Source organism: Sphingobium baderi, from assembly GCF_001456115.1.
Taxonomy (GTDB): Bacteria; Pseudomonadota; Alphaproteobacteria; order Sphingomonadales; family Sphingomonadaceae; genus Sphingobium; species Sphingobium baderi_A.
This window is the reverse complement of the sequence record NZ_CP013264.1, coordinates 2,477,787-2,504,730: the sequence shown is the minus strand read 5'-3', so window position 1 is coordinate 2,504,730 and position 26,944 is coordinate 2,477,787. Positions and strand designations below refer to the sequence as shown.

At 64.5% G+C, this 26,944-nt stretch carries 33 protein-coding genes and 1 pseudogene; 31 read left to right on the top strand and 3 right to left on the bottom strand.

From position 1 onward, the window contains the following. The first annotated feature begins 13 nt into the window (after positions 1 to 13). The 8 genes and pseudogenes from ATN00_RS12335 (at position 14) to ATN00_RS12300 (ending at position 5,781) form a co-directional block, all read left to right on the top strand. Entirely contained in the window at positions 14 to 718 is a 705-nt protein-coding gene (locus ATN00_RS12335) for an ArdC family protein (RefSeq protein WP_062064983.1), read from the top strand. Between the two features lie 59 nt (positions 719 to 777). After that, complete coding sequence (locus ATN00_RS12330; RefSeq protein WP_062061472.1) at positions 778 to 1,989, top strand: tyrosine-type recombinase/integrase; 1,212 nt, start codon at positions 778 to 780, stop codon at positions 1,987 to 1,989. Continuing rightward, positions 1,986 to 2,927: a tyrosine-type recombinase/integrase gene (locus ATN00_RS12325; RefSeq protein WP_062061477.1), complete on the top strand. Its 942-nt coding sequence runs from the start codon at positions 1,986 to 1,988 to the stop codon at positions 2,925 to 2,927. The genes ATN00_RS12330 and ATN00_RS12325 overlap by 4 nt, the downstream gene beginning before the upstream one ends. Continuing rightward, on the top strand, positions 2,924 to 3,916 hold the full coding sequence (locus tag ATN00_RS12320) for a tyrosine-type recombinase/integrase (protein ID WP_062061480.1): 993 nt from the start codon (positions 2,924 to 2,926) through the stop codon (positions 3,914 to 3,916). Before ATN00_RS12325 ends, ATN00_RS12320 begins: the two co-directional genes overlap by 4 nt. A gap of 107 nt (positions 3,917 to 4,023) precedes the next feature. Next, positions 4,024 to 4,326 (top strand): annotated as a pseudogene (locus tag ATN00_RS12315) (zincin-like metallopeptidase domain-containing protein); the annotation flags it as partial. Further along, the gene (locus tag ATN00_RS12310; protein ID WP_062064979.1) at positions 4,323 to 4,688 is read left to right on the top strand and encodes a DUF2958 domain-containing protein; all 366 of its coding nucleotides are present in this window, start codon (positions 4,323 to 4,325) and stop codon (positions 4,686 to 4,688) included. The pseudogene ATN00_RS12315 and the gene ATN00_RS12310, both read left to right, overlap by 4 nt. A 389-nt stretch (positions 4,689 to 5,077) precedes the next feature. Continuing rightward, a complete protein-coding gene (locus tag ATN00_RS12305; protein WP_062064977.1) occupies positions 5,078 to 5,338 on the top strand; it encodes a type II toxin-antitoxin system prevent-host-death family antitoxin in 261 nt (86 codons plus the stop codon). Between the two features lie 2 nt (positions 5,339 to 5,340). Continuing rightward, positions 5,341 to 5,781 (top strand): type II toxin-antitoxin system PemK/MazF family toxin, encoded by a 441-nt coding sequence (locus ATN00_RS12300; protein WP_062064975.1) that lies wholly within the window; start codon positions 5,341 to 5,343, stop codon positions 5,779 to 5,781. A gap of 15 nt (positions 5,782 to 5,796) precedes the next feature. Here ATN00_RS12300 and ATN00_RS12295 read toward each other — a convergent pair whose 3' ends face one another. Further along, positions 5,797 to 6,411 carry an SOS response-associated peptidase family protein gene (locus ATN00_RS12295; RefSeq protein WP_062064973.1) on the bottom strand — a complete coding sequence of 205 codons (615 nt, stop codon included), beginning with the start codon at positions 6,409 to 6,411 and terminating at the stop codon, positions 5,797 to 5,799. Positions 6,412 to 6,618: 207 nt separating this feature from the next. On the opposite strand from ATN00_RS12295, the gene ATN00_RS12290 reads away from it, so the two are divergent. From ATN00_RS12290 to ATN00_RS12270, 5 genes are all read left to right on the top strand, one after another. Then, positions 6,619 to 8,781 carry a ParB/RepB/Spo0J family partition protein gene (locus ATN00_RS12290; RefSeq protein WP_062064971.1) on the top strand — a complete coding sequence of 721 codons (2,163 nt, stop codon included), beginning with the start codon at positions 6,619 to 6,621 and terminating at the stop codon, positions 8,779 to 8,781. Positions 8,782 to 8,894: 113 nt separating this feature from the next. Continuing rightward, a complete protein-coding gene (locus tag ATN00_RS12285) occupies positions 8,895 to 9,650 on the top strand; it encodes a hypothetical protein (RefSeq protein WP_062064970.1) in 756 nt (251 codons plus the stop codon). Between the two features lie 90 nt (positions 9,651 to 9,740). Continuing rightward, complete coding sequence (locus ATN00_RS12280) at positions 9,741 to 9,935, top strand: hypothetical protein (RefSeq protein ID WP_062064968.1); 195 nt, start codon at positions 9,741 to 9,743, stop codon at positions 9,933 to 9,935. Positions 9,936 to 10,064: 129 nt separating this feature from the next. Further along, complete coding sequence (locus tag ATN00_RS12275) at positions 10,065 to 10,556, top strand: hypothetical protein (protein ID WP_062064966.1); 492 nt, start codon at positions 10,065 to 10,067, stop codon at positions 10,554 to 10,556. Beyond that, positions 10,553 to 11,359, top strand: a complete 807-nt coding sequence (locus ATN00_RS12270) for a DUF7007 domain-containing protein (RefSeq protein WP_062064964.1) — start codon at positions 10,553 to 10,555, stop codon at positions 11,357 to 11,359. Before ATN00_RS12275 ends, ATN00_RS12270 begins: the two co-directional genes overlap by 4 nt. Before the next feature lie 70 nt (positions 11,360 to 11,429). Here the strand turns inward: ATN00_RS12270 and ATN00_RS12265 are convergent, their stop codons facing one another. Both ATN00_RS12265 and ATN00_RS12260 read right to left on the bottom strand, forming a co-directional pair. Continuing rightward, complete coding sequence (locus ATN00_RS12265; RefSeq protein WP_062064963.1) at positions 11,430 to 11,852, bottom strand: type II toxin-antitoxin system VapC family toxin; 423 nt, start codon at positions 11,850 to 11,852, stop codon at positions 11,430 to 11,432. Further along, on the bottom strand, positions 11,852 to 12,094 hold the full coding sequence (locus ATN00_RS12260) for a type II toxin-antitoxin system Phd/YefM family antitoxin (RefSeq protein WP_062064961.1): 243 nt from the start codon (positions 12,092 to 12,094) through the stop codon (positions 11,852 to 11,854). The genes ATN00_RS12265 and ATN00_RS12260 overlap by 1 nt, the downstream gene beginning before the upstream one ends. Before the next feature lie 215 nt (positions 12,095 to 12,309). Between ATN00_RS12260 and ATN00_RS12255 the strand changes: the two genes are divergently transcribed. The 18 genes from ATN00_RS12255 to ATN00_RS12175 all read left to right on the top strand — a co-directional run bounded on the left by ATN00_RS12255 (position 12,310) and on the right by ATN00_RS12175 (position 26,924). Continuing rightward, positions 12,310 to 16,650 (top strand): bifunctional class I SAM-dependent methyltransferase/DEAD/DEAH box helicase, encoded by a 4,341-nt coding sequence (locus ATN00_RS12255; protein ID WP_062064959.1) that lies wholly within the window; start codon positions 12,310 to 12,312, stop codon positions 16,648 to 16,650. A gap of 12 nt (positions 16,651 to 16,662) precedes the next feature. Continuing rightward, the gene (locus ATN00_RS12250) at positions 16,663 to 17,718 is read left to right on the top strand and encodes a DUF7146 domain-containing protein (protein WP_062064957.1); all 1,056 of its coding nucleotides are present in this window, start codon (positions 16,663 to 16,665) and stop codon (positions 17,716 to 17,718) included. A gap of 361 nt (positions 17,719 to 18,079) precedes the next feature. Next, positions 18,080 to 19,018 carry a DUF2493 domain-containing protein gene (locus tag ATN00_RS12245; RefSeq protein ID WP_062068740.1) on the top strand — a complete coding sequence of 313 codons (939 nt, stop codon included), beginning with the start codon at positions 18,080 to 18,082 and terminating at the stop codon, positions 19,016 to 19,018. 57 nt (positions 19,019 to 19,075) lie between these two features. Next, complete coding sequence (locus ATN00_RS12240) at positions 19,076 to 19,357, top strand: type II toxin-antitoxin system RelE/ParE family toxin (RefSeq protein ID WP_062064955.1); 282 nt, start codon at positions 19,076 to 19,078, stop codon at positions 19,355 to 19,357. Continuing rightward, on the top strand, positions 19,357 to 19,659 hold the full coding sequence (locus ATN00_RS12235; RefSeq protein ID WP_062064953.1) for a HigA family addiction module antitoxin: 303 nt from the start codon (positions 19,357 to 19,359) through the stop codon (positions 19,657 to 19,659). The genes ATN00_RS12240 and ATN00_RS12235 overlap by 1 nt, the downstream gene beginning before the upstream one ends. A 742-nt stretch (positions 19,660 to 20,401) precedes the next feature. Next, positions 20,402 to 20,821 carry a single-stranded DNA-binding protein gene (locus ATN00_RS12230; RefSeq protein ID WP_062064951.1) on the top strand — a complete coding sequence of 140 codons (420 nt, stop codon included), beginning with the start codon at positions 20,402 to 20,404 and terminating at the stop codon, positions 20,819 to 20,821. 101 nt (positions 20,822 to 20,922) lie between these two features. Beyond that, the gene (locus tag ATN00_RS12225) at positions 20,923 to 21,243 is read left to right on the top strand and encodes a hypothetical protein (RefSeq protein WP_062064949.1); all 321 of its coding nucleotides are present in this window, start codon (positions 20,923 to 20,925) and stop codon (positions 21,241 to 21,243) included. A gap of 450 nt (positions 21,244 to 21,693) precedes the next feature. Continuing rightward, positions 21,694 to 21,867: a hypothetical protein gene (locus ATN00_RS23700; RefSeq protein ID WP_197413593.1), complete on the top strand. Its 174-nt coding sequence runs from the start codon at positions 21,694 to 21,696 to the stop codon at positions 21,865 to 21,867. A gap of 140 nt (positions 21,868 to 22,007) precedes the next feature. Beyond that, positions 22,008 to 22,220 (top strand): helix-turn-helix domain-containing protein, encoded by a 213-nt coding sequence (locus tag ATN00_RS12220; protein ID WP_062064947.1) that lies wholly within the window; start codon positions 22,008 to 22,010, stop codon positions 22,218 to 22,220. Positions 22,221 to 22,408: 188 nt separating this feature from the next. Continuing rightward, positions 22,409 to 22,672 (top strand): DNA -binding domain-containing protein, encoded by a 264-nt coding sequence (locus ATN00_RS12215; RefSeq protein WP_062068738.1) that lies wholly within the window; start codon positions 22,409 to 22,411, stop codon positions 22,670 to 22,672. Positions 22,673 to 22,829: 157 nt separating this feature from the next. Beyond that, complete coding sequence (locus tag ATN00_RS12210) at positions 22,830 to 23,039, top strand: transcriptional regulator domain-containing protein (RefSeq protein WP_062064945.1); 210 nt, start codon at positions 22,830 to 22,832, stop codon at positions 23,037 to 23,039. Further along, positions 22,945 to 23,613, top strand: a complete 669-nt coding sequence (locus ATN00_RS12205) for a DNA -binding domain-containing protein (RefSeq protein WP_082635198.1) — start codon at positions 22,945 to 22,947, stop codon at positions 23,611 to 23,613. Before ATN00_RS12210 ends, ATN00_RS12205 begins: the two co-directional genes overlap by 95 nt. Before the next feature lie 131 nt (positions 23,614 to 23,744). Next, positions 23,745 to 24,008, top strand: a complete 264-nt coding sequence (locus tag ATN00_RS12200) for a helix-turn-helix transcriptional regulator (RefSeq protein ID WP_062064942.1) — start codon at positions 23,745 to 23,747, stop codon at positions 24,006 to 24,008. Between the two features lie 2 nt (positions 24,009 to 24,010). Next, positions 24,011 to 24,883, top strand: a complete 873-nt coding sequence (locus ATN00_RS12195) for a replication initiator protein A (RefSeq protein ID WP_062064940.1) — start codon at positions 24,011 to 24,013, stop codon at positions 24,881 to 24,883. A gap of 178 nt (positions 24,884 to 25,061) precedes the next feature. Beyond that, the gene (gene parA / locus ATN00_RS12190; protein ID WP_062064938.1) at positions 25,062 to 25,700 is read left to right on the top strand and encodes a ParA family partition ATPase; all 639 of its coding nucleotides are present in this window, start codon (positions 25,062 to 25,064) and stop codon (positions 25,698 to 25,700) included. Beyond that, positions 25,697 to 25,957 carry a ribbon-helix-helix protein gene (locus ATN00_RS12185; protein WP_062064936.1) on the top strand — a complete coding sequence of 87 codons (261 nt, stop codon included), beginning with the start codon at positions 25,697 to 25,699 and terminating at the stop codon, positions 25,955 to 25,957. Before parA ends, ATN00_RS12185 begins: the two co-directional genes overlap by 4 nt. After that, positions 25,954 to 26,430 carry a DUF2840 domain-containing protein gene (locus ATN00_RS12180; protein ID WP_062064934.1) on the top strand — a complete coding sequence of 159 codons (477 nt, stop codon included), beginning with the start codon at positions 25,954 to 25,956 and terminating at the stop codon, positions 26,428 to 26,430. Before ATN00_RS12185 ends, ATN00_RS12180 begins: the two co-directional genes overlap by 4 nt. Further along, positions 26,427 to 26,924 (top strand): S26 family signal peptidase, encoded by a 498-nt coding sequence (locus ATN00_RS12175; protein WP_062064932.1) that lies wholly within the window; start codon positions 26,427 to 26,429, stop codon positions 26,922 to 26,924. Before ATN00_RS12180 ends, ATN00_RS12175 begins: the two co-directional genes overlap by 4 nt. The last annotated feature ends 20 nt before the right edge of the window (positions 26,925 to 26,944 follow it).

Genomic DNA, 26,944 nt, shown 5'->3' with positions numbered 1-26,944 from the left:
GCGGAGATATGCGATGGCACGTTCATCCCCCCGCCGGCGCGCAGGCAGCGACCGGCCGACGCTTTATCAGGACATCACCGACAAGATCATCGCCGCACTGGAAGCCGGCCGCGTGCCCTGGGCACAGCCCTGGGCCTCGGCCAATGCCCCGCTCCAGATGCCGCGCAATGCGCTCAGCGGACGATTCTATTCGGGCATCAATATTCTGATCCTCTGGGATGCCGTCGTCTCGCGCGGCTTTTCCAGCAATGCCTTCCTGACCTTCCGCCAGGCGCTCGAACTGGGCGGCAATGTCTGCAAGGGTGCGAAGGGCACCACCATTGTCTATGCCCATCGCTTCACGCCAGGCGACGAACGGCGCCAGGCCGCCGAGGAAGGCCGCACGCCCGGCACGATCCCGTTCCTCAAGCGCTTCACGGTGTTCAACCTCGACCAGTGCGAGGGTCTGCCCGACAGCTATACGACGGCGGTTCCGGCGCCCGAGCCCAGCGAGATCCTGCCGCAGGCCGAAGCCTTGATCGCGGCGACCGGCGCGGATTTCCGTATTGGGGGAGATCAGGCTTTCTACAATGTCACCGACGATTGCGTCTGCGTGCCGCCGCCGTCGCGTTATTTTGAGCCGATCAACTGGAATCGCACGGCTTTTCACGAGCTGGGTCATAATGCCGTGATCCGGATTATGCCGCATCTGGTCGGCAGCGCGCGGTTGGCAGTATGATCGCGCCAATCCCATTCGGCATAATCTTCGTCGCTCCAACAACATGGAGCACGACGATCATGCCTGAATATTTGCAGACCAGCATCGAGCCTTATCTGGACTCGTTCGCCGAGAGTTTTGCGGCGGAGAACTACACGCCCGCCACGATCAATGCCTATCGATTGATCCTGCGGAAAGTGGGCCGCGTGATGGATGCTGAGGGTATCAGTCCTTCGGCGTTGACGCTCGATATGGCCGAGCAGGTGGGCCGCCAGGTGCCGCGCAAGCATGCGGGCACGGCATGGCCGTATAAGTTGGCCCGTCGCTTCGCGCAGCATCTGCTCGATATCGGCGTGACGCAGCCGGTGCCGTTGACCGAGGTGCAGCAGGCGCGCGCGACACTGCTGGCGGACTTCGAGACCTATCTCGTCAAACAGCGCGGCCTCAGTCCGCGGAGCATCCCCCATACGATAGGCTTCGCGCGCCGCTTCCTCGACTATCGCTTCGGCGAGACGATCATCGATCCGGGCAGCCTGCGTCCCGCTGACGTGATCGGCTTCATGGAGCATGTGCTGACCAGCGCCCGTCGCGACAAGACGGTCGCCACCCATGTCCGTATCTTCCTTCAATATCTGTTCGGCTGCGGGGCCACGGCGACCAATCTGGCGCTGAGCGTGCCGAAGACGGCGAAGGTCTGGGGAGCGCGACTGCCGCGCCACCTGTCGCCGGAAGGCGTCGAGGCGGTGCTGGCTTGCGTGCGCGACAATCCCCGACATGGCGCGCGGGACTATGCGATGCTGCTGCTCATGGCCCGGCTTGGCCTGCGCGCGGCCGAGGTCATCGCGATCCAGCTCGATGATATCGACTGGCGCTCGGGCGAGCTTACGGTGCGTGGCAAGGGCCAACTGCACGACCGCGTGCCGATCACCGTGGAGGTCGGCGACGCGCTGAGCCGCTATCTTCGCGAGGAGCGAGGACCGGCGGCTTGCCGCACGATGTTCGTCACCCATCGCGCGCCTCATCGCCCGTTCAAGGATGGGCAGATCGTCAACGCCATCCTCAAGGATGCCCTCAAGGCGACCGGCCAGAAGCCGGCGACGCCCTATGTGGGATCGCACCTTCTGCGTCATAGCCTTGCCACCCAGCTCGTGAATACGGGCGCGTCGCTCGACGAGGTGGGCGACGTGCTGCGGCACCGCTCCCGATCATCGACAATGATATATGCCCGGCTCGACATCGACGGACTGCGATCGGTCGCGCTGCCCTGGCCGGTGGCGGGAGGCGCGCAATGAGCCTCGCCTCCCAGCTCGACCGCTATCTGAGCGTTCGCCGCAGCCTCGGCTACGACCTTGGCACCAGCGAGCGCATCTTGCGTCGCTTCACCCGGTTCGCCGACCACGAGGGCGCCGCCCATATCGATACGGCGCTGTTCCTGCGCTGGCACGCCACGCTGGCCGAAGCCTGCCCATCGACGCGAGCGGCGAGGCTCAGCATCGTGCGGCTGTTCGCGCAGTGGCTGAGCAGCTTCGATCCGGGGCACGAACCGCCGCCGCGCGGCCTCTTGCCGGGAGGCTTCCAGCGGTCGCGCCCGCATATCTACACCGATGCCGAGATCGGGTCGATCATCGCAGCGGCCGAGACGCTGCCATCGATCTACGGCCTGCGCGGGCTGACCTGCTCGACGTTGTTCGGGCTGATCGCGGTCACGGGCCTGAGGATCAACGAGGCGCTCGGGCTTGATCGTGATGACCTCGATACCGATCATGGCGTGCTGCGCGTCCGGCAAGGCAAGCTCGGCAAAGAGCGGTTGTTGCCGCTCGATCCGAGCGTCGTCGCGACGTTGATCGACTATCTTGCCGAACGCGACCGGCTGCTCGGCCATCCGGCCAAGCCGCTGTTCGTCACAGACAAGGGGACGAGGCTCACTGACTGCGCGGCCCGCTACAACTTCGCGCGGGCTTGCCAGCAGATCGGGCTTCGGACTCCACAGCCATACTGCAAGCATGGCCGGGGGCCGCGCATCCACGACCTTCGCCACACCTTCGCGGTGAAGACGATGATCGGTTGGTATCGCACAGGCAAAGACCCGGCGCGCGAGATGATCCGGCTGACGACCTATCTGGGCCATAGCGATCCCTCCAACACATACTGGTATCTGGAAGCGGTCCCGGAACTGCTCGATCTGGCGATGGCGCGAGCAACGGCCGATGGCCGGGAGGCAGTCCAATGAGCGCGGTTGCCTTGCCTGCGCTGATCCAGCGCTTCTTCACCGACCGGCTGTGCGTCCAGATGGAGGCGAGCCGTCATACGGTCGCAGGCTATCGCGACACGTTCCGGCTGTTGCTCCGGTATGCGAGCGCCCACCACGGCAAGCCGCCGGTCAGGCTCACGGTCGAGGATATCGACGCCGATCTGGTCGCCGACTTCCTCGTCCATACCGAGACGGCGCGTGGCAACAGCGCGCGCAGCCGCAACACCCGGCTCGCCGCGATCCGCTCGTTCTTCCGCTACGTGGCGATGAGCGATCCGACCTGGCTGCTGCACTGCCAGCGCATCCTCGCGATGCCCAACAAACGCTATGTGAAGCGCACGGTGACGTTCCTCGACGCCGACGAGATCGCGGCGTTGCTGGCAGCGCCGGACCGCACGACATGGGCAGGGCGGCGCGATCATGCGCTGCTGCTGCTCGCGGTCCAGACGGGCCTTCGGGCATCCGAACTGGTTGGCCTCACGCGCGGGGATGTCGTGCTCGGAAGTGGCGCACACATCCGTTGCATGGGCAAGGGCCGGAAGGAGCGCGCCACACCGCTTCGTCGCGAGACTGCCAAGCTGCTGGCGGCGTGGATCGGCAACGACAAGGACGAGAGCAGACCGCTGTTCCCGTCGATCCGGGGCGAACGGCTGAGCCGCGACGCACTCGAACATCTGGTCCGCAAGCACTGCCTCACGGCATCGCGCGCGTGTCCGAGCATCGGCGCCAAGCGGGTCACGCCGCATACGCTGCGCCACAGCACGGCGATGGACTTGCTTCACCACGGCGTCGATCCTGCGGTGATCGCGCTCTGGCTTGGTCACGAGAACGTCGAGACAACCCAGATCTACATCCACGCCGACATGCGGATGAAGGAGAAGGCGCTCGCTCGCGTCGCGGCTCCGCCCACCCCGTCAGGCCGGTTCCGGCCCGACGATCAACTCCTCGCGTTCTTGGAAGGGCTCTGATTATGCCGAACAGACGCATGGCCGATGCCCGGAAATCCAGCTTCCAGCGGAACCCATGCGGCATAATCCGGATCACGGCATTATGGGTCTTATGCCGATATCGGCATAAGGGGCACTGGACCGGCCACCAAACGAGACTCGACCGGGATCAGAGCGGCCGGTTCGGTTCCGACAAATATGCCCGCGAAGAGCTGGTTGCCGAAATGGCCGGGGCTTTCGTCTGCGCCGCGCTCGGCATCGTGCCGACCGTCCGCCATTCCGATTATATCGGCGCCTGGCTCGAAGTGATCCGCGCGGATGATCGCGCGATCGTGCGGGCCGCCAGCGCCGCGTCCAGGGCCGCCGATTATCTTCTGGCTTTCCGCGACGCCGCCGAAACGGGCGATCTGGACGAACGGAGGGCGGCATGACCCTCCTGACCTCCGAGCTGCGCGCGCAGCTCATCGCCAATGCAGACGATCCGCAGGGCGATCATGTGCCGGTCGCCAAATTCTTCAACCCGCTTGGTCCCGGCGTCTGGCTGCCGGCTTTCCTGCACGAGGATGGTCAGACCCTGTTCGGAATCGGTGATCTTGAAGTCGGTTGCCCGGAATATGGGCCGTTCAGCCTGATCGAGCTGCAATGTCTCGACGTCGGGCTCGGCCTTGGGATCGAACGGGACATCCTGTTCGAGACGACAGCGCCGATCTCGGTGTGGCTCGATATCGCCAACGAGGCCGGCAGCATCCGCGCGGCCGCGAGCATCATTGCCCGGTTCGAACGGGAGGGCTGACCTATGTCTTCCCCACGCGGGGCATCGGGCGGTGGGCACAATGGCGGGCCGCCGCTCGAAGATGAACCGGCTGTAACGATCCGCATCTGCCGGTATCGACACTGGACGTTTCCTCGCGAATGGGAGGAGCGCGCCTATGAGTATTTCCGGCTCGGCGTGTCGCGCCGCCGCGTGAACCGGCCGGCCGGCGCCTGCGACCGGGTGCTGAGGGCGCCGGCCGAAAGCCCCCGGCGCGGCGTGCTCGTGCATCTACGAAGGCGAGGAAATTGTCTGGCAGGGCACCGAGGAAGACCTTCCCGACGAATATCGCTGATGCAGCGCCGGAATTACGGCACTGAGGGAAGTTGAAAATCCGGATAATCCGCATTACATGGAATTAGGAGGTTACCATGCCCAATCTCAGTGTGACATCGGCCGAGTTTCAGAAAGGCTTCGGGCGTTTTCGCGAAGCCGCGCTCCGCGAACCTGTTACCATCACCAATCATGGTCGCGACAGTCTCGTGCTGATGTCGGCCGAAGAATATCGGCGCTTGAAGCGACGCGAGCGGCGCGTGATGGGATTAGACGATTTCAGCGAGGCTGATATCGCCGCCATCGCTGCGACTGAGGCGCCGATCGATGCCGCCGCCTTCGACGACGAACGCAACTGACCGTGCCGCTCCCGACACCCGTGGCGGGTCTGGTGATCCGCTACGCATTCCTATGGCGTGAGGAGGCTACACGCGGTCAGGAAGAAGCCAGCAAGGATCGGCCCTGTGCGGTCATTCTCGTGACGCAAAACGACGAAGACGGCAGCCCGCTGGTTACTGTCTTGCCCATCACGCACACGCCACCGCGCGATGATCGGCTTGCCGTCGAATTGCCTCATGCAACCAAACGCCGTCTTGGCCTCGATGATGCGCGTTCCTGGATCGTCGTCACCGACGCCAATCGCTTCCTCTGGCCCGGTCCCGATATTCGTTTCACGCGGCCGGGCGACCCGGCCAGCGCCGCCTATGGCTTGCTTCCCGCCGGTATTTTCAACGAGGTGCGCGACAAGTTCATCGCCGCCGTCCACGCCCGCAAAGCAGGTCAGGTCACGCGAACGGTATGATCTCGGAAGTCGTCGTCATGCTTCTTCGACGACGGCGTTCCAGGGTTCCCCCAGCGCCTCCGTATACATCCGTTCCTCTGAATAAGGCCGGTTCGCAAGCGGCGTTGCGCGATCGAACCGGCCGCCCAGCCAAAGTTTATAGTCATCAGGGTCGAGTATAACCGGCATGGATGGTCCGGCAACGACCAGGTTCGCCTCGGCCAACAGGCCGCAATATCTCTTCTCTTCCCCGATATGCGCCCAGACTCCAGTCCAGGCGAAGACTGGCCGGCTGTCCAGCCCGAACCATGTCCGGGTGCGGGCGCCCGGCGGTCCTGAGGGGTATGCGAAGGAATCCATGACGATCAGGCAACGCCAGGGATTGTCGAACCGCGCCAGTTTCTCGACCTTCACCCGGTTGAACCTGATGCTCGTCGAAACCGCGCGCCGATTGCGGCCGCCATTCAGGATCGTGCTCGGGATGCCCCAGCGCATCGGCTCCGCTATGCGCTTGCTGCCTTTGCGGTACACAACGAGACCCACGCGCTCTGGCCAGACTTCGGCCGACCAGCTTGCGCGATCCGGCGTTATCGCTCTGAACTGGTCGCGCACCTCGCTGAGCGCCGTCCGGCACCGATAGAGCGTCGTCACATCCTCTCCGTCCCTGTCTTGAAATCCGCAAATCCGTGAATCTGTCGATACGGATTGCAGGAAACCATGAAATCCACATGACCTCATATGCGACCGGGCCGCGTTCCCGCCGCGTCGGACATCAGGAGAGTGAGAGGGTGGACTTGGTTTTGTGACGGGTTGGAGGCTGGGAGAGAGTCTTCCGGCCGCCCGTCACGGAGACGTGTCATGGCAAAAGCCCAACCGAAAATCACCCTCAACCAGTCGCGGGATATTCCGTTCGACAAGCTGGTCCTGTCGCAGTCCAACGTCCGGCGCGTGAAGAACGGCGTGACCATCGAGGACCTGGCCAACGACATCGAGCGACGCGGCCTGCTTACCGGCCTCAATGTCCGACCGCAGCTCGACGAGCATGGCGATGAAACCGGCCTCTATGAAATCCCCGCCGGCGGTCGTCGCTATCTGGCGATCGGACTGCTGGTAAAACGCAAGCGCGCGCTGAAGACGGTCCCGGTGCCGTGCGTCGTGAAGTCGGCCGACGACACCGTTCTGGCCGAGGAGGACTCGCTGGCCGAAAACACCTTCCGCGAGCCCTTGCACCCGCTCGATGAATTTCGCGCGATGCAGCGCCTTAACGAAAAGGGCGAAGGCGACGAGGCGATCGCGGCGCATTTCCGGGTGACGCCGGCCATCGTGCGCCAGCGCCTGAAACTGGCGTCCGTCTCGCCTGCATTGCACGAAGTCTATGCCGCAGGCGACATAACGCTCGATCAGCTCATGGCGTTCACCGTCAGCGACGATCACAAGCGCCAGGAGGAACTCTGGGACCAGCTTGTTCACAGCAGCAACAAATCGTCCTGGTTCATCAAGACAAAGCTGCTTGAGGACAAGGTCGAGGTTACCGACAAGCGTGTCCGGTTCGTCGGCGTCGAGGCCTATATCGCCGCTGGCGGCGCTGGCCCGATCCGCGATCTGTTCGAGCAGGACGATGGTGGCTGGCTGTCCGATCCGGCGCTGCTGGACCGGCTGGTCGACGAGAAGCTGCGTTCCGCGGCTGAAACCGTCGGAGCCGAGGGCTGGAAGTGGGTCGAGGCCCTGGTCGATCTGCCCTATGGCTATGACGAAGAGTGCCGGGCGATTCCCAGCGTTGTTCAGCCGCTCACGCAAGAGCAGGAGGCCAGGATCGTCGCTTTGCGCGCCGAGGCCGATGCGCTCGAAGCCGAATGGGACGGCAAGCCCGATATGCCGGATGAGGTCGAGCTGCGCATCTCGGCCATCGACAGCGAACTGGCCGTTCTCGCCCAAGGCAACCGCGTGTTCGATCCCGCCGACATGGACAATGCCGGCGTGTTCATCGGCCTTGAGGACGACGGTACGCTTTATATCGATCGCGGCTATGTTCGCGCCGGGGATGAAGCGGATATCGAAGAAGCCGATGATGGAGATGACGATGTCGCCGCCGCAGTCGCATCCGTCGATCCTTCCGGCGAGACCAGGACCGAACGGACTGGTGCCGAGGGTGGCACTGCATCGCCCGATGTATCGGGTAGCACGCCGACCGAGGAGGATGAGGACGGCGAAGTCATCAAGCCGCTCCCCGACAGGCTCGTCGCCGAACTGACCGCCGCGCGCACCCTGGCGCTTCAGGATGCCTTCGCGCAATCGCCTTCGGTGGCTTTTGCCGCCGTGCTGCACGCGATGGTGCTGTCGCTGTTCTACCACAGCCGGACCGAAAGCTGCATGGAGCTGGCGGTCAATCGCGCCACCATGCCGTTCCAGAGCGCGGATCTTCGCGGCAGCCCGTCCGCGGCCGCGATACAGGAACGTCATGTGCGCTGGAAGGAACGTCTGCCCAGCTCCGACAGGGATGTCTGGGACACGGTTCAGCAGCTCGACGGTAGCGAGCAGGCCAGCCTGTTCGCCCATTGCGCGGCCTATTCGGTGAACGCGCAGTGGGAGCCGGTTGCCAGGCATGGCGGTGGCCGCATCTCCGTGCATGGCGTCGCGCGCCGGATCGACCATGCCAATGTGCTGGCGCGGGCGGTCGGGCTCGACATGATCGGTGCTGGCTGGCGTCCGACCTTCGACAATTATCTCAACCGGGTCGCGAAGCCGCGCATCCTTGAGGCTGTTGCCGAAGCGAAGGGGCCGCAGACGGCCGGGCTGATCGACCACCTCAAAAAGGGCGACATGGCCCGCGAGGCCGAGCGGTTGCTCGCCGACAGCGATTGGCTGCCCGAACCGCTGCGCACCCCGGTGATCGAGGAACCGCTGCCGCTCGGCGCCGAGACCGATGCGCTGCCGGCCTTCCTCGACGGCGATGAGCCCGCGCAGGGCGCAGCTGCGGCCAATGACCAGGAGGGCGACGCCGACTACGACATCGCCGCCTGAACGCGCGTGTGGGACGGGAAAGGCTTCTGCCCTCTCGTCCCGCACCGCCTTGTTCTCATTTCCTTTCACAGCCCGGCCTCGCGCCGGGCTTTCGCGTTTTACGGAGACCTCATATGGCTGATTATTTCTCGCCCACCGTCATTCAGCCGACGATTCCGCTCGGCGCCATGACGCCGCTTGAACGGCTGCTCCTCTCGCACATCTTCACCTGCGAACCGGATGGCGATGGCCTCTATTTCTACGCCGAGCAGGGCGTCAGCGATATGCCCGCCTTCCCGATCGACGCGGTTCGAGCGGCGCTGGAGGAGTCCGGCGAGACCGAAAGCATCGCTGCCGATGTTGTCCGCGAAGCGCTGGCAAATCTCGACGATGACGACGCCATTCTTCACCTCGATCTTACGGAATCACATTGGGAAACATTCTTCCAGAGCGTTGTCCGCCGCCATCCGACCCTGGCCTATGTTTCGGCCCTGTCAGCCTGGACCTGCACGAAAATGCGCCCGGATGGCTTCGGGGGCATGGCGATCCTCATCACCGCCGACGACATCATGGCGCGCTCCACCGAGTCCATGCTCGATGAGATGCTGGGCATTGCCGAATATGGCCCGCTTGGCGTCGAACCGGGTCTGGGATCGCACGTCCTTCTCAGCCTGTGCGAGGAACATATCCAGGCGACGGTCGCCGTCATTTTCGAAAGTGAGGCGCCCGGCGGGGTGACGCTAGCGGACGTGACCGCCAACGATATTCGCCAGGGGGCGCTCGATCTGAAAGCGAGCCTCGACCTCTCGCACCAGGAAAGCGACGCGGCGTTCAGGGCTGCCTGCCGCGCCATCCAGATCGCGGCCGATCGAACGAAGGAGGGCCGCTGACCGGCAATTCTTTTTCGTCCTTCCCGGCGTCCCGGTCAGGGCGTCGGCGCCGGGATCATTCCATTCGCCCTTTAGCCAGGAGATTGACCCATGAAGATATCCGAAATCGAAACCGCGAGCCCGGAGGCGCTGGCGCCCATCCTGCTCGCCGCCATCCAGCGGCTCGGCCAGCTCGGCCGCAATGGCGCAGTCGCGCTCGCCAGCCTCGTTGAACATGATGATGACAACGTCGAGGAAGCCGCCGAGTGGATCGCCGACGTGGCGGCCGGCAGGCTCCGGGAATGATCCAAAAGCCGCCGGTCCCGTGCCGGACCGGCGGGGAGAGTGAGAGGGCAGCGGGAAGCGGGTGAGTTGCCCGGCTTGAGAGAGAGCGGTCGGCAGCTCGCTTTCTCGCTGCTCTCCCGGAGACGTTCCATGACAATCAATCCCACCGGCCCGCTCGACGGCCACGCCGTTCTCGCCGATGTGCCGCTCGGCGCGGTCCTGCGCTACAGCGATGGCGCGAAGCGGCCACCCGAGAGGTTTACGAAGAAGCTGCGCGCGTGGCAGAATCGTAATGCGTCGGGCCGCCTGGTCGAGAAAACCGCTCCCGCGGACACCGGCCGTTCGACCTATCCCGCAGGGTTCGTTCTGCATGAGGGCACTTACGGGTCCAACGGCACGCCAGTCCTTGTCGTGCGTCGCCACTATCTTGTGTCCACCGATCTGCACTTCGAAGTGATCGAATTGCCGCAGCCGGGCATGGTCCGGGTGCTGACCCGCTGGAATGGGCGGGATGAACTCCAGCACCTCGCGGCCAATATGGCGGATGCCGAAGCCTGGGCCGCGCGCAACCGCTATTCCAATCTGGTGTTCGATCCGGTTGCCGACGATGCGCCGGCGGTTCAGATCGGGAGGGCGGCATGAACCCAGTAGCTTCGATCCCGGCGACCTACGGCCGGACCGCCGATGGCGATCTCGCGGCGCTCGTCTGCGATATCGCCTATGCGGCCATCCCCGGCGCGCGGGGTTTGCGGGTCGCGACATCCTGGCGTCCCGGCAAGCCGATGAGCGAATGGACCCGCGACGACTTCTATGGCGCAAGCGCTATCGTCGGCGATGAAGCCGGATTCCACGATCATATCGCCGAGCAGGTCCAGCATCAGACGGAATTGCGCGATCTGCGTCGCAAGCCCGGCTCGGCTCGCGTCTCAACGCCCTGGGGCCAATCTCAATCGAGTGAGATTTACGCCGATGGCGTCATCTTCCACTCAACCGCGAGCCATGGCGGGTTCAAGCTCGATCGTGCTCGCAATGCGCTCATGCCTGTCGCCTTGCGCGTGTTGGGAGGCTGGTATGAAGAGGATGCCGAATGGGCGAAGGTCGCGACGGGATTTCCCGACCTGTTCACGGCCTATGAACGCCGCCACGCGGAGAAGACCCTGCGCAATTATTATCCGAACTGCTGGGAAGCGACCAACGACCGCTTCCTGAAACCGGGCGAATCGCACGAGAATGATCGGCGACTGTTCGGTGAAAAGCACGCGCGGGACTGGATCGTCGTTTCCGCAATCCGGTCGGACGAACATCCCGGCCTGACCGATTGTATCGCACGGCTTGGTGGTGTGCGCTCGGCCGGCGTCCAACGCAGGTTCCTCGTTCCTTCCGGCGAATATAGCGCCGGCCGCTTCGGCTTCGTGATCGACGAGGCCCGCCACCGCGAACTTTGATCCATTGGGCGACCCTGTCACGGGGTCGCCCCTTTTTTGCCTTCCGGTCAGAGCTTCCTATCATGCCGCGTCACAGCATATGGGTCATCGCGCCAAGCGCCGTCCCGCCTTCCGCCAGACGGCGGTCCAGAGTGCAGAGGGTCGCGCCGCGCTCGGCCGCAATCGCCAGATGCAATGCATCGCCTGCGCGCAGGCCAAGGGCGAACTGATCGGCGAACCGCGCCGCCGTGCGGAAATTGGCACCAGAAACCGGCACGATCGTCAGGCTGTCATTGGAAAGCTGCTGGAACTGGCTCAACACCTCGGCCCGCTGCATGGCATCGAGTTGCCCGGTCCTCAGCTTGATCGACAGCGCTGAGGAGATTTCCGTGACGACCCAGTCGCTGATGATCAGCTCGTCGGGGTTTTGCGCCGCCAGCCACGTCTGCGTTTCCGCCGTTCGAGGTTCATTCGTGAGCGCCGTGATGACAACGGACGTGTCCAGATAGAGCATCAGTAGCGATCGTCATCGCGCATGGCGCGCGTGAAATCTGCCGCACTTTCCGTTTGCACCGGCAGGGAATCCGTCAGCTTACGCAGGCGCGCAGCGTCGATCGCCTTTCTTGGGCGTTTGGCGGCTTCGAGACGGGCCACGGGCTTGCCCCGCCGCAAGATGTCAATCGTGTCGCCAGCAGCGGCACGATCAATCAACTCACTGAAATGCGCCTTGGCGTCCGCCAGATTAATGCCGTCCATTGATCGCTCCTGACCATGTAGTTGGTCATATATAGGCGCCTGCGACAATGACGGCAAGAAAATCTGGAGTGTGGGGTTAGTCCGGAAACGCGCGTGCCGCCGCTTCGGCCCGTAGCAGCGAGAGTGAGAGGAGGGCCGGGACGGGATGAGCCTGGCGGGTTTGAGAGAGAGCACCCGCCGACTTGCACCCATTTCGACTCTACCGGAGACCTCCCATGACCTCGACCCGTTCCGCGGCGCTTGCCGCCGTTCCGCCTTGCGCCGCTCCTTCGTTGACCGACATCGCCGACAAGCTGCTTGCTGCCGCACAGCTCATTCTCCCCCATCTGGAAGCCGGACGCGCGGTAGATGCCCGCGCCTTGCGCGACGCGATGGAGACGGCCTTCGGCGGTTCCGATGCCGAAGGCGTCTGGGACTGGAAGTCGGCTTACGACGCCTGCGAGGCCGTGCAAATCCTGTTTCTGCGTAAATACGCCACTCCGCTTTTCCGTAAGCACGCCGATCCGCAAAACCGGCTCGCGCTTATCGAAAAAATCGCCGCGCTTATGCCGACCCACACGCGCCGCTCGGAATCGTCGCAGGCGCTTCAGCAATTCTCGACGCCTGCGGGCCTTGCCTATGTCGCGGGCGTTGCTGCCTCCATGTATTCGCATGATCTTGTGCTGGAGCCGTCCGCCGGCACTGGACTGCTCGCCGTGCAGGCCGAGATCGCTGGCGCCCGCCTGGCGCTCAACGAACTGGCGGACCTGCGCGCGGCGCTGCTCCCCCGTCTGTTCTCCGGCGTCGTCACCACCACGCATGACGCCGCCCATATCCATGACAATCTCGATCCGGCGATCGTGCCGGACGTGGTGGTGATGAACCCGCCCTTCAGCGCGATGGTCAATGTCGACAAGCGCATGAAGGACACGGCGCTGCGCCATATTCGCTCGTCGCTGGCCCGTCTGCGTCCCGGAGGCCGGCTCGTTGCGATCACCGGCGCGGGCTGCGCGCCCGACAATCCCGAATGGACCGACGCCTTTGCCGCGCTTCAGGACAACGGGCGCGTGCTGTTTTCAGCCGCGATCGACGGCCGCGCCTATCGCAAACACGGCACCACGATCGATACGCGCCTCACGGTGATCGACCGGATTCCCGCCGATGATCCCCGCCAGTTCCCGCAAGCGCCAGGCGTTGCGCCCGATACCGCCACTTTGCTGGCCTGGGTGATCGAACAGGTGCCGCCGCGCGCACCCGCGCCGGATACACCACCTGCCGCACCGTTCGCCATCCAGACAATGACGAAGAAGCCGGTCGCGCGTCCGGTGAAGCGGACCGTCGCAGCGACCATCACCGTGGACCGCGAGGATGCGAAGGAACTCCAGTATGAAACGTGCGACTGGACGCCGTCCGGTCCGGGCACGCTGACCGACGCGATCTACGAACCCTATGCCCTTCAGTCGACCCGCATCCCCGGCGCAAAGCCGCATCCGACCCCGCTGGTGCAATCCGCCGCAATGGCGTCGGTCGCTCCGCCCCGGCCGGGCTATTGCCCGATGCTGCCCCGGCGTCTCGTTGCGGACGGCGTGCTGTCCGACGCCCAGCTCGAATCCATCATTCTCGCCGGCGAGGCCCATAGCGATCACCTCGCCGGGGCGTGGACCGTCGATCAGCATTGGGATGTGGTGACGGCGGCCGCGGACGATGCCGGGAACGCCATTCGGTTTCGCCGTGGCTGGATGCTGGGCGACGGCACCGGGGCCGGCAAAGGCCGCCAGGTCGCCGGCATCATTCTCGACAACTGGCTCCGGGGTCGCCGTCGCGCCGTCTGGGTCAGCCGTTCGGAAACCCTGCATGAAGACGCGATGCGCGACTGGGAAGCGCTCGGTCAGGAGCGTTTGCTGGTGACGCCGCTGTCGCGCTTCCGGCAGGGCACGCCGATCACGCTCGATGAAGGCATATTGTTCGTCACCTATGCGACCCTGCGCTCGCAGGAACGCGGCGACAAGGCGAGCCGCGTCCGGCAGATCGTCGATTGGCTCGGCGCCGGTTTCGACGGAGTCATTGTCTTCGACGAATCCCATGCGATGGCCAATGCCGCTGGCGGCAAAAGCGAGCGCGGCGATCAGGCGCCCTCGCAGCAGGGCCGAGCGGGCCTCAGGCTCCAGCACGCGCTGGCCGATGCCCGCATCGTCTATGTCTCCGCCACCGGCGCGACCACCGTGCAGAATCTCGCCTATGCCCAGCGCCTCGGTCTGTGGGGCGGCGCGGATTTTCCCTTCGCCACGCGCGGCGAATTCATCTCCGCTGTCGATAATGGCGGCGTCGCGGCGATGGAGGTGCTGGCACGCGACCTGAAGGCGCTCGGCCTCTATTCGGCGCGTTCGCTCTCATTCGACGGCGTCGAATATGAGATGGTCGAGCATGATCTGACTCCGGCGCAGATCAAGATTTACGACGCCTTCGCCGACGCCTTCCAGGTCATCCACAATAATCTCGACGCGGCGATGCGCGCCGCCAACAGCAATCTCAACTCCCAGGCCAAATCCGCCGCGCGCAGCGCGTTCGAATCCGCGAAGCAGAGGCTGTTCAACCACCTCATCACTTCGATGCAGACGCCCGCCGTCGTCGCCAGCATCGAGCGGGATCTCGCGGCCGGCCACGCCGCTGTGGTGCAGATCGTCTCGACCGGCGAAGCGCTTCTTGAACGGCGGCTCGCGGACATTCCGACCGATGAGTGGGATGATATCCGGGTCGATATCACGCCCCGCGAATATGCTCTGTCCTATCTCGAGCATAGCTTCCCGGTGCAGCTCTACGAGATGTTCACCGACAGCGAGGGCAATCTCTCCTCCCGGCCGGTCACGGACGCCGAGGGCAATCCCGTCATCTCGCGCGAGGCCGAGGCGCGGCGCGACCAGATGATCGAACGGATCGCGTCGCTGGCGCCGGTTCCGGCCGCGCTCGACCAGATCATCCATCATTTCGGCACCGATATGGTGGCCGAAGTGACGGGCCGCTCGCGCCGTATCGTCAAGCGTCACGGTTCGGACGGGTTCGACCGCTTCGTCGTCGAGAACCGCCCCGGCTCGGCCAACATCGCTGAAACCGACGCCTTTCAGAGTGATTTCAAGCGCATCCTCGTGTTCAGCGACGCGGGTGGCACGGGACGCAGCTATCATGCCGATTTCGGCGCGCGCAATCAGCGGCTGCGCGTCCATTATCTGCTCGAAGCGGGCTGGAAGGCCGACAGCGCGATCCAGGGTTTCGGGCGGACCAACCGCACCAACCAGAAGCAGCCGCCGCTGTTCCGCCCCGTGACGACCAATGTGAAAGCGCAGAAGCGCTTCATCTCGACCATCGCCCGGCGCCTGGATTCGCTCGGCGCCATCACGCGCGGCCAGCGCCAGACCGGCGGCCAGGGCCTGTTCCGGCCGGAGGATAATCTGGAATCCTGGTATGCGCGCGACGCGCTGCGCCAGCTCTACCGGCTGATCCATGGCGGCAAGGTCGAAGGCTGCTCGCTCGACCGGTTCGAGGCGGCGACGGGATTGACGCTCGGTGATGCGGCCGGTCTCAAGGACGATCTGCCGCCGATCACCACCTTCCTCAACCGGATGCTGGCGCTGACCATCGAGCTTCAGAACATCCTGTTCACGGTGTTCGAAGACCTGCTCTCGGCCCGCATCGAGGGTGCGATCGCATCTGGCACCTATGAGCTGGGTCTGGAGACGCTTCAGGCCGAAAGCTTCGCCATCGCCGACGCCGCGGTCATCTACACGCACCCCGGCACCAGCGCCCAAACCCGGCTGCTGACGATCGAACGCCAGGATCGCAACCGCCCGCTCACCGTCGACGAAGCCTTTGACCATCTCAGCGACCGGCGGGCCAGATTGCTGGTCAACGCACAATCGGGCCGTGCCGCCGTGCAGATTCCGACACGCGCGCTCCAACTGGAGGATGGCAGCATGGAGAAGCGCATCCGGCTCGTGCGTCCGATGGAATCGACGCCGGTGCCGCTGGCGGCGATGGCCGATACCCACTGGACAGAGGCCGACCGCGCCGCGTTCGCCCGTTGCTGGGAAGCCGAGCTTGCCGAGATCCCGGAGTTCCGCACCAGCACCATGCACATCGTCACCGGCCTGCTCCTGCCGATCTGGAAGCAGCTTCCCGAAGACTCCACGCGGGTCTATCGGCTCCAGACCGACGCGGGAGAGCGTATTGTCGGCCGCCGCGTATCGCCTGCCTGGGCGGCGTCAGCCACCGCCAAAGACAATGCGCCGATCGCGCTTTCGCCGGAGGCCGCGCACCGCGCATTATCCGATGGGCAGGCCATTCTGCGCCTGTCGGAGGGGCTTCAACTGCGCCGCGCCCGCGTCATGACTGTCAATCGGATCGAACTGGAGGGTTTCGACGAGGGGATGCGCGATCGGCTCAAGGCCATGGGGCTGATCTCCGAGATCATCTCGTGGAAGCTGCGCCTGTTCGTGCCGATCGGCGCCGACGGCGTTCCCGTGCTTGCCCGTCTGCTGGAGTGTTACCCGCTCCGGCAGATCGGCGAACGCCACGCGGCGTAAGGAGACGGAGCCATGCACAATTCCGCCACCGAAATCGCGCAAGCTCTGGCTGACAATGCCGAGGGCGTTTGCCGGCGCTATCTGTCGAAGGGGCATCGCGAGGGCCGATACTGGCTTGTCGGCGATGCCCGCAACACGCCGGGCCAAAGCCTCTATGTCCGCCTTGTCGCGTCCCCGGATGGCCGGGGCGCGGCAGGCAAATGGACCGATGCCGCAACCGGCGAGCATGGCGATCTGCTCGACATCATCGCTATCGCCTGCGGCCATGCGCATCTCAGGGATACGCTGGACGAAGCCCGGCGCTTCCTCAGCCTGCCACAACCGCCTGTCCGCAAGGATGGCCCCGGCCGTGTCCGCAAAGGCAAGGCGCCAACTGGCTCGCCGGAGGCCGCCCGGCGTCTGGTCGCCATGTGCCAGCCCGTCCAGCGAAGCATCGTCCAGTCCTATCTCTACGGCCGCAGCATTACCCTGCTACGGCCCGGCGATCCGCTGCGCTTTCATCCCCGCAGCCATTATAGACCCTCGAAGCGGGATCGGCCTGATGTGCGGCGGAGTTGGCCGGCGATGATCGCGATCGTCACCGACCTCGCGGGCCGGATCGACGGAGCGCATCGCACCTGGCTCGACCCGGCGACCTTCGACAAGGCACCTGTCGCCTATCCCCGGCGCGCGATGGGCCATCTGCTCGGAAACGGGGTTCGCTTCGGCATGGCTGGACCGGTCATGGTCGCCGGCGAAGGCGTCGAGACGATCCTGTCGCTCCGCATGGTGATGCCGGACATGCCAGCGATCGCAGCGCTCTCGGGAGCCCATCTTGCAGCCATCCAGTTCCCGCCGAGCCTCCGGCGCCTCTATGTCGCCCGCGACGCTGACCCGGCAGGCGCCGCGGCTGAAACGATCCTCACGCGCAGAGCTCTGGAAGCCGGCATCGAGACGGCGCCGCTCGATCCGATACTCGACGATTTCAATTCGGATCTGTGCGGCCCAGGAGCAGACGCGCTCGGCCGTCATCTGCTGCCCCAGCTTCGGGACGATGATGCGGAATATCTCCTGCGGACAAGCGGCTGACCTCCGGGAAGAGATGTCTGCATGGGATCACCGCGCAGGTCTGTGCGTCGTTTGCGAGACGCCTCTTCGACTGAAGAGACCGCGCCCCGGCCTTCATAGAGGGCGACAGGAGCAGCAGGCGTTCGCCGCGTGCAACGGACAGACGGGGACTATTTTCCGCCGCGGCCGCGAGCGGCCGCTTTGCATCGCGAAGCAAAATAGCCCCCGCCTGTCCGTCCTTTGCTTCGCTACGGCCGCCGGTGCGCGCCCGCAAGGGGCGCTCACCCGCTGGCGCTTGGCGGTGCGCGCGCCGTCCGGCCTGCCGCCTTCCGTCGCCACGAAGGCCGCGAGGGTCGCGGTCCAGATCGAAAAGGCGACACCCATGTCCGACCACAATGATACTCCCGCCGATGAACCCGAGCCCCAGGAATCCCAGATGGTCAGCCTCATTCAGGAGATGCAGCTCTATGGCTATCGTCCCTTCGAAGATGAACCCGATCAGCGGCCGCTGCCCGAATCCCGCCTCGTGGACGGCGCGGTGGCCGATATGTTCGACGGGCTCGTTTCGTCCCTGATCGACACCCGCATCGAGCCGGACCTCGAAGACTTGCTCTGGGGCGTCGTCAATGTGTTCCAGCGCGCCGTCGAGCGGGTTGACCGCGAACTCGACGACAATGAGCAGGCGCAGAAGCGGATGCAGCGCGAACAGGATGGCTCCGAGGTCAAGTCCGTCGAGCTGGAGCGCACGATCGCCGAGGGCATCAGCATGATCGAGCGGCGCGACACGATGGAGTATTTCCGCGACGCCGCCGCCGACCAGTTCAAGGTCCATGCGAAGAAGCCCTGGCTCCCCCGGTCCGGTTCGAAGGTCAATCGCAAGGCGCTGACGGCCTCGGTGGTGAGCAGCCGCGACTTCCAAAAGGCCCGCAGATGGGCCGACGCTCAGGTGCTGGCGCCGACCGGCACGCGCATCGCGGTCTCTTCGGGCGCGAAGTTCAACGACGTCGCCTTCATCTATTCCGTCTTTGACAAGATCAAGTCCAAGTTCCCGGACATGGTTCTCCTGCATGGCGCGACCGATACCGGCGGCGAGCGCATCGCGGTCTGCTGGGCCGAGAGCCGCAAGGTGCCGAGCGTGCCCTACGAACCCGATTGGGGCCTTGGCCGCGCGGCTCCGTTCCGGCGCAACGACCAGATCCTTGAGGATATGCCGGTGGGAGTCGTGATCTTTCCGGGCACCGGCATCCAGGGCAATATGCACGACAAGGCTCGGTCGATGGGCATCAAGGTCTGGGATTTCCGTCACCTGGGCGGCGCGTAAGCGCCGCCCTTTCCTTGTTCTTCCAGTCAGGCGCGCGTGTCAATCATCAGTTGACAGGTGGAAATCGAGAGCATCCAGCACAAGGCGCTGCGAGAGCTGATCGAGAAGGGCAGCGTCAAAGCTGTGATCGAGGCCGGGCGTGTGGTCGATATGATCGCCTTCCTCGTCTCGGCGTCGGGACTTGAGGAAGTCGCCATACCGCCAAATTTCGGCTTTCACCCCCTGACCGGGGACCGCAAGGGCACATATGCCATGACGGTGACGAAGAACTGGCGGCTGACTTTCACTCTGGCCGATGACGCGACCATCGCCGATCTGGACTTGGAGGATTATCACTGATGGCGATCAAAGTTCACCTCTCGATCCATGTGCATCCCGGTCCCTGGCTCAAGCGGCAGATCGTGGAGCCGCATGGCATCAATGTGAAGGATCTGGCAGCGCATTTCAGCGTCTCGCGCCAGAATCTGAGCAATGTCCTGAACGGCCATACCGGCCTGACCGCCGATATGGCGATCCGCTTCGAAAAGGCTTTCGGGTTGAAGGCGGATACGCTCATTCGGATGCAGGGCGCCTATGATCTGGCCCAGGCGCGCAGCCATGAGGACGAGATCAAGGTCTCGGCACTGTCAAAAGCCGTCTGATCCCGCTGATCCATGCACCAGCGCGCTGGCATCCTGATTTGCGTAGAATCATACTCCCGTAGAACTGTATTTCCGTAAATCGGCGGGTTGCCCGAGCGATACCGCTGCCTCGGCCAAACCGGATATCGAGCGTTTCTGCTGACGGAGCTGCGGGCCCATGACCGCCATCGGCGTTTGACCCGGACTGCTGCCATCTGTCCACCGGATCTCTTTTGCCTGCGGCCATTTTGGTCATTGCCCTGCTGGTCAGCCCAATGGCTCCGTGAAAGTGGCGGGGACCGTGCCTCTCATTCCGGGTCACAATTCGCACCGGGGAGGCCAGGTTGAGGCCGCTGCGGGCCAGGATATCCAGACCGGAAGTCCTGCCAGTTCCCGAAAACCTGCTCTGTGAATGGCGCGGATCGGTGTGACCATCGAAGGCGAATGATTGCGCCGGGCGCAGTTGGCATCCGGGCGACCTGATCCGGGCGAGATCGAGCTAATCGATCGACAGTTGTCTCCGTCCTGCCTTGCCGAGGGAAGCGGTCCCTTCCGACTGGCGAATCCCTAAGTCCGTTCGATCCCGGTCAGCAACCCCGGCGGCGCCGGACCGTGTTGCCGCTGAAGCGGCTGCCCGCACCACTCCTTTGCCTTTGGGGTCGAGCCGCCGCGCGGGCGCGGCGATGCGGACCGATCTCGACGGCCTTTTTTCGGGCTTCGTCGGAGGGACGGCCCCTCGGACCTGAAGCAACGGAGACATATCATGCAGAACATCGTCTTTCTCGCCGGCAATATCGGCGCGGACCCGGAAACCCGCGACACCCCGACCGGCACCACCATCACCACCGTCCGCCTCGCCACCTCGCGGCCGCGCTACAAGGACGGCAAGGTTCTTCGCGACGAGCAGGGACGCCGCCAGCAGGACACGGAATGGCACCGCATCACCTGCTTCAACGGCCTCGGTAAGACGGTGCAGGAATATTGCACCAAGGGGATGAGGGTCTCTGTCCGCGGCCGCATCCACTACACCAAATGGACCGACCAGCAGGGCAATGACCGCTACGGCTGCGAGATCATCGCCGAGACGGTCGATTTCCTCAGCCGAGGCAAGCCCGCCCAGAATAATGACAACGGCGGCAACGACCCGTTCAACGACGACTTCGACGACGACGTCCCGTTCTGATCGAGGCAGCGGCCCGGCGGTGCAAACCGCCGGGCCGTACCTTATCCGGCCGCTTCACCAGCGCGCCGTCATCTGAAATTCATGCACGACAGGAGGCCAGGATGAGCCGCTACACCATCACCATCCACTCGCCCGCACGCACCGACAATCAGGCCATCATCGGTTATGACCCGCCGCTCAGGACTTATTTCGTCCAAGCGTTCTTCGATGCCGACACCGACGGGCCGGATCTCTGGCTCGGTCTGCGGATCAATGAAATGGCGACCCTCGATGCCTTGTTGCACGCGATCGCCGAACGCGGGTTCGCAATCGCCGGACTCAACGCCGCTATGATCGACGCGATAGCGCAGGAAGCCGCCCGGCCGGCACGCAAGAGCGTCGCTGAACGCTACGGCCTGCTGGATCGTCGATCCGCCCGCTGAACGGTCGGGCCGCCGTGCATGGCGCGGCGGCCCTTTTCTCGCGCTCGCAGTTCAGTGCTTTCGCAGGCGCTGATCGCGCAACGCAATGCTTTTGCCGGGAAATCGAACTATCGGCGCGATCGTACGTCGTCGTATCTTTCGGCATGGCGCCAAACAATCGCGCCCTTGGCACAACGTCCTCAACCGACAGGGCTGCGCTCCATTTCGCCAGCTCGCGGGTGATTGAGCGACACTGCGGTTCTAGGTCGTTTCACCACGGGCCTCACCCCGCTCTCATTGGCTCTGTCCTTGGTCAGACCCACGGCCTGACGCCATCAACCCGTAAAGGGTCCGCTACGCTTTGCGTGCGGCCTTCAGGCTGCGCCTGTGCGGTGATTGCGGCCATGCGCCCGACGCTTCGGGAGCCTGTCGAGCGGGGATGAGCCCCGCGACGAATGACAGGAGCCCACAATGTCCAAGTCGCTCAAGACCGTTCAAGCCTATGCCTGGAACCTCGCGCGCAGTCTCATGGTCAGCATCGTCGTATTCCGCACCGAAGGCGGCCTCTTCAGCGCTATGCCGGCCAGCGAATGGGACGGCGATCCCGCAAGCGTCATTCACGAATTTGACCCCTTCGCCTGGTAAGCGTCGGGCGGAGCCGATTCGCTCGGTTTCGCCCCGCCACCTGCGTATCGGCGGATTTGCGTCGATACGCCGATACGCCGATACGATTCCCTAGTATATTGGGTGGTCTTGGGTTAGGTAGAGCGGCGACTTCCCCCCGCATGAACTTGCGGGGAATCGTCGCCACCAACTTGCGTCATTTGCGCCATGCCAAGGGCTTGTCGCAGGAGGAACTGGCGGACCGTGCAGGCATCAACCGCAACTATATCGGTATGCTCGAACGCGAAGAGAATGCCGCGACCGTCGACATGCTCGAGCGTATCGCCATCGTCCTCGACGCTGATCCGATCGAATTCTTTCGCCGGAGAAGCTGAAACCTTCGCATCAACCCGCCAGTGTTCCCGGAATCTCGCTGGATGCGACTCGGCTTCTGATGGCATTTTCGGCAATCCACGCTGGACCGGGAGCCGGCAATGACCCGCCGGGCTTATTCCATTCATGGTGTAATCGTGCCACGTCTTCGGGCGAAGTCGCAGCGCTTTACCCGCAGTGGTCCGGTCCAGTGACCATCCCGCCTTTCGATGACCGTCCGCCCCAGACCTTGCGTGTGAACAGCTATGACGAACGCCATTTCGTTACCTATCTGCGCTTGCTGGAAGCCGATGCCGAAGGCGCCGATTGGCACGAGATCGTCGCTGTAATCTTCGGCCTCGATGCCCGGACCGAGCCCGATCGCGCCAGGGTCGTCTATGAATCTCATCTCGCCCGCGCCAGGTGGATGACCGAGGCGGGCTATCGGCACCTGCTCGAACCGCGCCTTCAATGATCCTGGCGCTGCCACGGGGAAAATCAGCGGTTGCAAGGGCGCGAGGCTCCCCCGTCAAACGGCGGATTTGCGCGGCGTCACAGTCCTTCCGATGCGCCGTCACGCAGGCAAGCTCCTACGTCTGACCCCGTCATAGCGGGATACAGGGAGAGGTGCGATGCCAACTGCCAGCGATTGGCGGTCGCAAGCGATCGCCGAGCAAACCGCCGATCTCGACTATGCCGATTTCGCGCAGGAGTTCCTGCGGTATAACGCGGACTACCGGCGTGAATATGACGACATGGCCTGTGCCCGGACGCCAGGCGCGCCGGGGGATGCCGATTGCACGGCGTTCGCCCGGCGATGGGGGTTGGTGTTTCCCTTTTGACCCCTATGTCCCCGCTGCCCGGTCGCCGGCGCTCTGGCGGCCCGAGATCGCGCCCGGCACAGTCTCGCTTCATCCGGCCCCGAGTGGCTATCCGTCGGTGGCCCGGTTCGACGTCGCCGGTTTTGGCCCTGTCCTTGCCGACCATGAAGGTGCGAACGGTCGCCATCTTGTGATCGACGATCCCGGTGGGCGCATACGGCTGTGGCTGGTCGAACCGCGGCACTACTCTGGTCTCGTCATCCTCGTCGCGCCCGATGCCGACTATCCGCTGCGCCGCGCCGTCGCCGACCGTGTTGCGCGCCGCTTGCAGGGCGCGCCGGCGGGCCGACAACCGCGCGCGTTTCTGCCAACCGATTTCCAGCGCCATCGCCTGACCATGCTGCTGCGCCTGCTCGAATTGCTCGCCGCCGGCCTCAGCACCCGCGAGCTGGCCGATGAGACGGTCTATCCTGGTCTTGGTCTTCATGGCTCCGAATGGCGATCGGCAAACGAACGCCGCCAGGTGCAGCGGCTACGGGACGAAGCAATGCACCTCACCGAAACGGGCTATCTCGACCTGCTGCGCGGTCGATAGCCCGGCGCCCCGGTGCGACATTTATCGGCTGCCGGTTTTAGCCACTCTCCCGGTCCGAGCGGCATACGCCAGCCTTGTCTTCGCAACTACGCGCTCGCCCCGTGCGGCCTGCGCTTCGACGGAGACCGACAATGCAGCCCAATAGCCCCGACAGCGCGCCCCGCTTTCTGAGAACGCCCGATGCCGCAAAGCGCCTCGGCCTCTCACCGCGCACGCTGGAAAAGCATCGCTGCTTCGGCACCGGCCCCATCTACCACAAGCTCGGCGGTCGCATTGTCTATACTGTCGCCGACATCGACGACTGGGCTGCGGCCGGGATGCGGCGCTCCACATCCGATCCGGGACCGGGCATCGCCACGACGAGACGATCGGCGGCAACGAATCGCGGACGGTAATCATGCCCGCCCCACGGCTCCCATCCCGGCAGCTCGACCTGTTCCGCCCGATCGCAGGGGACATTGCCCCGCGCGACGCCCAGGATCTGATGAGCTGGCCCTTCTTCTCGCTTGCCAAGAGCAAACGCGTTGCACCGATCCTCTTCCGCATGGGCGAGGTTTCGATCAATGTCGAAGCCACGCCCGAGCATGGGATGGCGACCATCTGGGACGCCGATATCCTGATCTGGGCGGCAAGCCAGATTGTCGAGGCGCATGATGCGGGCCTCCCGACCTCGCGCCTTATCGCCGCGACGCCCTATGACATTCTGACGTTCACGCGGCGCGGCACCGGCAAAGCCAGCTATGAGCGACTTCGCGCCGGTCTCGACCGGCTCCAGTCGACCACGATCGCGACCAGCATCCGTCAGCCCGTCCAGCGCCGCCGCCATCGCTTCTCCTGGATCAACGAATGGCGTGAGCGTCTCGACGGGAAGGGCCGCGCGCTCGGCATCGAGATGATCGTGCCCGACTGGTTCTACGCCGGGGTGCTGGATCAAGCGCTCGTTCTCACTATCGACCGGGCCTATTTCAGCCTGACCGGCGGACTGGAGCGCTGGCTCTATCGTATCTGCCGCAAACATGGCGGGCGCCAGGAGCATGGGTGGAGTTTCGATGTCGCTCATCTCCATCTGAAGTCGGGCGTCCTCTCGCCGCTCAAGCGCTTCAGTTTCGAACTGCGCGATATCGTCCGCCGCCAACCGCTCCCCGGATACCAGCTGACGCTCAACTTCGAACTCGGTCGCCAGCGGCTGAACTTCGTTCCGCTCCCCATCGATCCGCTCGACGCTGCCATGAAGCGATTGGGCTATCCGCCTGTGGATAAGTTGCCATGAGACACGGACTATCAGGAACCGCGACTATCGGACGATCGGGAACCCGATCCTCGGACTATCAGGAACCGAAACCATATATAACATTATGGAATCATTGCACGATTCTACCCCTTAACATTGCTAACTCTGAATCCTTCGGATTCATGCTAACGGGCTGCGCGCCTGTGGACGAAACGCGATGATCGTCGCGTTCCTCAATCAGAAGGGTGGCGTCGGCAAGACGACACTCGCGCTGCATCTGGCTGGCCAATGGGCGATCACCGGCAAGCGCGTGCTGCTGATCGACGCCGATCCGCAAGGCTCTGCGCTGGACTGGGCGCAAGAGCGCGCATCGCAAGGTCTGCCACGGCTATTCAGCGTCGTCGGTCTCGCACGCGACACGCTGCATCACGAGACGCCGGAGCTGGCCCGCAGCGTCGACCATGTGGTGATCGACGGGCCGCCGCGCGTCGCCGGGTTGCTACGCTCGGCTTTGCTTGCCGCCGATCTCGTCCTGATGCCGGTGCAGCCATCGCCGCTCGATGGCTGGGCGTCGGCCGAGATGCTGGCGCTGCTCGATCAGGCGCGCATCTTCAAACCCGCCATCGCCGCGCGTTTCATCCTCAATCGCTATCCCGCCCGTACCCTGATCGGCCGCGCCACCGCCGACAGTCTCGAAGCCCATGATCCGCCATTGCTGCCCGCTTATGTCGGCCAGCGGGTGATCTTCGCCGATGCGCTGCGGACCGGTCGCCTCGCCTCCGAAATGGACCCGGACAGCATCGCCGCGCGCGAGATTGCCGCGCTCGCCCAGCAGGTCGGGACCATGCAGTCATGAGCGGTCAGAGCAAAATTCCCCGACGCTTCGCTGCCCGACCGCGCGGTGCCGAAGCCTGGGTATCGGCTGGCGGCGGCGAACGAATCGAACAGCCGCCGCGCAGCGCGAATACGGCGCGTCTCACCATCGACGTGACCCCCGAATTGCGGAAACGGATCAAGTTTGCGGCGCTCCAGCGCGGCCTGACGCTGGCCGATCTGTTGCGCGCCATGCTGGCCGAAGCCTTCCCGGACGATGAGCAGGAGAGCGCGCCATGATCGCGTTTCCCGATGATCGAACGCGCGTCGATCTGCTGTGGATCGAAAAGAAAATCGAGCGCTGGATACGCTTCGGGCGACCGATCGAGGACCAGATTCTCGACCGTCGCCGTCGCCGGCTCGGCTTCGCGCCTGACAGCATATTCGCATTTGTGCGCTGGGCGTCCAACGACTTCGGAACGGTCGTCTCCCGCATCGACATCCTGCGCGCCGTGTCTCCCGGCGAACCCCATCAGACCGTCCCCGGTGTCATCCCCGGCGGTGACAGTCTGCTGCGGGTTTCCGGCTGGCCAAAGGTGCAGCGTGTGTTCGAAGCGATCGACGCGGTGGACGCGCTCGGCATCGACCCTGCTGACGTAGCGCCGGACCATTGGCGCCACGTCCACAATCGTCTCGCCGCCCGCGAAACGCCGCGTCCCTACACGCTGAAGCGCCACCGCGCCTGGATCGCCCGCAAAGGCTCCCTGCAATGACCTATCCCTGGAAAACGCTCTCGGCGGCCGCCGTCGCGGTCAGCTTCATCGCCATCTCGATGTGGATCGATCCGCCGCCACGACTGATCTGGAACGCCAGTCCGAGCGTGCCGATCGGCTTCTACCAGGTGCGTATTGGCTACCCTGTATCGCGCGGCGACCTTGCCGTCGTCATGCCGCCGCCGGACATGGCCCGGTTCCTCGACAAAGGCGGTTATCTGCCACTGGGCCTGCCGCTCCTCAAGCGCGTCGCGGCGCTTCCCGGGCAGACGGTTTGCCGGACCGGCGACATGATCAGCATCGACGGCGATGCGGTCGCACTGGCCCGGAACACCGACCGGCTTGGCCGCATCCTGCCGGTCTGGTCGGGCTGCCGAACGCTTGCCGCGGACCAGCTTTTCTTCCTCAACGCCGACCGCGAGGACAGCCTCGACGGCCGCTATTTTGGGCCGCTTCCCGCAACAACTGTGACCGGGCGCGCGACGCCGATGTGAGCGCACATCACCGACATTCC